The following is a 4,162-nucleotide window of genomic DNA, read 5'->3' on the forward strand; positions in this document are numbered from 1 at the left end:
CAGCTCAGTAATTCGAAAACCAAAGAATCTATAAAAGAAGATTTTATGCCAAAGCTAAAAAATTACTTTTCATTAATTGGAAAAAAATTAGATGAGAATATAAGTTTATCCGAGATGGTGTCTATATCAAAGAGCTTACCAATACTCACAGAAGAATCTTATATTTCTGATCAAATTGTAATACGACATGAAGAATTAAAAAAAGAAATTGAAAAATTTAGGGCTCAAGAACAACTTTTAAAGAATAGATTATTTAAAATAGAAGAAGCGTCTAAGAACAGTAATGAATATATATTTTCTCTTCATAAACTAGAAGAAAGAAGTAAGTTATCATTAAAAAGTACACAAGATTATAACTGTCCTTTATGTGGAACAGAATGTAAAGATATTCATCAGATTGCAGAAGATATACAAGAAGCTAATACATGGTTAGCACAGGAATCTGATTTAATTGTTTCAAGTACCGAACACTTTTCAGAAGAAAATAGGAAATTAACATCAGAAAAAGATAGAATAGTTAGAGAGATAAAAAAAAGATGGGCGGAATTAAGAAACATCGAAAAAAACTATTTGTCACAAAACAAACAGCATAACTTAGAGAAGCAAATAATGCGTAGTAAAATAGAGATAGAGTTCTTTTTAAGTAACATGGACAAAAAAAACCATAGAGATCTTGACATAGAGCTTTTGGAAGTTCAAAAAAAAATAAATGAATGTAACGCAATTTTAGGAGAATTTAATTTAGAAGTTGAAATAAAAATAGCTGTTCAACAAATAAATAAAAATATGAATTTATTAAAACCGAGACTTGATTTTGAAGAAGAATTTGAAGGCTACCGACTTAATTTTAATGTAAACGAATTTGAAATTTCTTTAGTCTCTGAGGATGGAGAAAAAGTTTCATTAAGTGAAATGGGGAGCGGTGCTAACTGGGTTTCATGCCATATTGCACTTTTTTTAAGCTTATTGCGTTACTTTTCTTCGAAAAAGAAAAAATCTCCTATACCGCTCATAATGTTCTTTGACCAACCTAGCCAAGTATATTTTCCACAAGACGACACTGAAGATTCAAAACGGCTAGGTAATGAGTTAGAGAAAGATAAACAAGCTGTCACAAATATGTATAGAGTAATGTTTGAAGAAATTGAAGATATCCAAAAGGAAACAGGAATTAATCCGCAACTTATTGTGGTAGATCATGTTAGTGCTAATACTATGTTGAATGAAACTGACCAGCGCAGATTTAAGGAAAGCGTTAGGGAAGTTTGGAGAAATGGATCTGCTTTAATTTAATGTTTATGGTGGCATGAATAAAAATTAAGAAAAAAGGTGGATATGCCATGAAAACCCACAACAAACTAATCCGCAACCTCATCCCAACCATCATCGCCTCCACCGGCAAATCATCCACTACCCGCATCCTGGATGAAGCCGAATACGTCACCGAACTCCGCGCCAAGCTTCGCGAGGAAGCCGACGAATACTTCGCCGCTTCCTCCGACGCTGACGCACTGGAAGAGCTCGCTGATATGCTCGAAGTGATCCGCGCCCTCGCTGTCACACACGGTGCAGCTCCCGAGCAGTTGGAGCAGATCCGCGCCGACAAAGCCGCCCAGCGCGGCGGTTTCGACCAGCGGATCTACCTGATCGATGTCCACGAATCTTAACGTCAAGCTCATCACCCGCAATCTGGGGGATGAGCTTATTGCGGGGATGCAGCATGCGACGGGGATTTATATCATGACGTCTTTTTTGATGCAGTCCGGCGTTAATCTACTGGCTCCGCATCTGAAAAAGGCGCTGGATCGAGGGGCCGAGGTGAAGATGCTGGCGGGAGACTATTTGTACATCACCCAGCCGGAAGGACTCCGTAAACTGCTGTCGATCGACGATCGGCTGGAAGCACGGTTATGGCGGAGCATGGGGACGTCTTTTCACCCCAAAGCCTATCTCTTCGACTATGAAAACGGGGAAGGGCTGCTGATCGTCGGTTCTTCCAATTTTTCGTTTTCGGCGCTGAAGACGGGATATGAATGGAATCTGGCGATGAACGCGCAGGCGGAACCGTATACGTTCCAGAACGCGATGGATCAGTTTATGGAGAATCTGTATCATGAAGCTACGCTACCGCTGACAGAGGATACGATCTCACTTTACGAAGAAGAGTACCTGCTCAATCACCGCAAAAATCCCGAGTTGCAGCGTCAGGTGATCCAGATGGAAGAAGCCGAAGCGGACGTTGGAGAGGTACAGATCGAAGCGCCGACGGAGGAAAAAAGTACCGATACTGCGATCCAGCCGAGACCGGCTCAAGCGATGGCACTGGATGCGCTGTACGCCACGATCGAAGAAGAATACGACCGCGCGATGGTGGTGATGGCGACTGGGCTGGGCAAAACGTACCTAGCCGCTTTTTTAGCGAAACGTTATCGAAGAGTGCTGTTCGTCGCTCACCGCGAGGAGATTCTTCAGCAAGCCGCACGTTCGTTTCGGCATGTGCTTCCGGAGCGCAGCCACGGCCTCTACAACGGGCAGACCAAAGACAGCCGGAGCGACTGCGTGTTTGCCTCTATTTACACGTTAGGGATGAAAAAGCATCGCGAAGCCTTTTCCCCGGATGATTTCGACCTGATCGTTATCGACGAGTTCCATCATGCGGCGGCGAGATCGTATCGGTCGGTGCTCGACTATTTCCGGCCGCAGTTTATGCTGGGCATCACGGCGACGCCGGATCGGATGGACGGGCAAGACGTGTATGCGCTGTGCGGCGGGAACGTGGCGTACCGGATACACTTTATCGAGGCGATCCGTCGGGAGTGGCTGGCGCCTTTTCAATATTACGGGGTACACGACGAAACGGACTATTCCGGTATTCGCTGGCTGGGCACGCATTACGACGAGGAGCAGCTTCTTGCGGTGCAGCTTCGAGAAGAGTATGCGGAGCGCGTGTACGAAGCTTGGGCGAACAGGCGGCAGACGCGTACGGTCGCGTTTTGCTCGTCGATCCAGCAGGCGGATTATCTGAACGATTATTTCCGCATCAGGGGCACACGTACGTTAAGTTTGCATTCGCGCACCACAGAAATGAGCCGGGAAGAAGCGATACGGCGTCTGGATGCGGGAGAAATGGACGTGCTGTTCACGGTAGATCTGTTCAACGAAGGTACGGATATTCCGAGCGTGGATACGCTGCTGTTTGTCCGGCCGACCGAGTCGCTGACCGTGTTCACGCAGCAGGTAGGTCGCGGGTTGCGTTTGGCGGAAGGAAAGTCGCACTGCGTCATTATCGACCTGATCGGCAACTACCGGAATGCGGACGTGAAGCTTCGTTTGTTTGCGGAACATCGGGACGAAGACGAACCAGGCGGAAAAAAGGAACGGCAGACCGCTATCCCGACTGTGCCGGAAAGCTGCTCCATCCAACTGGAAACGGCGGTCGTCAATCTGCTGGAAGAAATGAGCCGCAAACGCGCGCCGTACCGGGAGAAGCTACACCGCGATTTTCTGGATGTCAAAAGCGAGCTGGGACGTATTCCGACTTACTTGGAGCTGCATTTGCAAGGGCGTTCGGCGAGCAAAGGGTACCGGGACGAATTCGGTTCGTATGTCGGGTTCCTAAACTGGGCCGGGCTACTGGATGAGCGGGAGCGGCAGGTGTACGAGCGATACGAAGCCTGGCTACGCGACGCGGAAAAAACGGCGATGGCGAGAAGTTACAAGATGGTCGTGCTAGCGTATATCTTGGAGCGCGGCGCGGAGCATTGGACCGAGCCAGTAACGGCGGAGGAGGCAGCAGCCTTTTTCCATCACTACCTGACGGAGAAGGAGTATCGCAAACGCATCGACTTTTCTGGCAAAGAAGCAAAAGCGATGTGGACCTGGAACGAACAGACGCAAATTAAAGTGGCGAAGCTGATCGCGGATATGCCAATGAGCAAGTGGGCAGGGGCGAAAGGGAGTCAGGTGGAGTTTGCGGATGGGAAGTTCGGATTGGCGTTTGATGTATCGGAGGAAGATCAAGAGCTGCTGCATCGCTGGACGCGGGAGATTTGCGAATATCGGCTGCATGTGCATTTTGAGCGGCGGGTAAATAAATAGCTAAAAACAAAAAAGCACCTTTCCTTGATAAAAAGGAATGTGCTTTTTTGTTTTAATTCCTTTT

3 protein-coding genes are annotated in these 4,162 nt (G+C 47.0%); all 3 read left to right on the plus strand.

Annotated features, from left to right (window positions below; translation table 11 throughout):
• Positions 1 to 1,293: DUF3732 domain-containing protein (locus WKI47_RS08430; RefSeq protein WP_340226718.1), on the plus strand; the 1,293-nt coding region annotated here is incomplete at its 5' end.
• 47 nt (positions 1,294 to 1,340) lie between these two features.
• Positions 1,341 to 1,667 carry a nucleoside triphosphate pyrophosphohydrolase gene (locus WKI47_RS08435; RefSeq protein ID WP_340226719.1) on the plus strand — a complete coding sequence of 109 codons (327 nt, stop codon included), beginning with the start codon at positions 1,341 to 1,343 and terminating at the stop codon, positions 1,665 to 1,667.
• Entirely contained in the window at positions 1,651 to 4,098 is a 2,448-nt protein-coding gene (locus WKI47_RS08440; protein WP_340226720.1) for a DEAD/DEAH box helicase family protein, read from the plus strand. Before WKI47_RS08435 ends, WKI47_RS08440 begins: the two co-directional genes overlap by 17 nt.
• Positions 4,099 to 4,162 lie beyond the last annotated feature (64 nt).

Origin of the sequence: Saccharibacillus sacchari, assembly GCF_037722395.1 — a bacterium.
Taxonomy (GTDB): Bacteria; Bacillota; Bacilli; order Paenibacillales; family Paenibacillaceae; genus Saccharibacillus; species Saccharibacillus sacchari_A.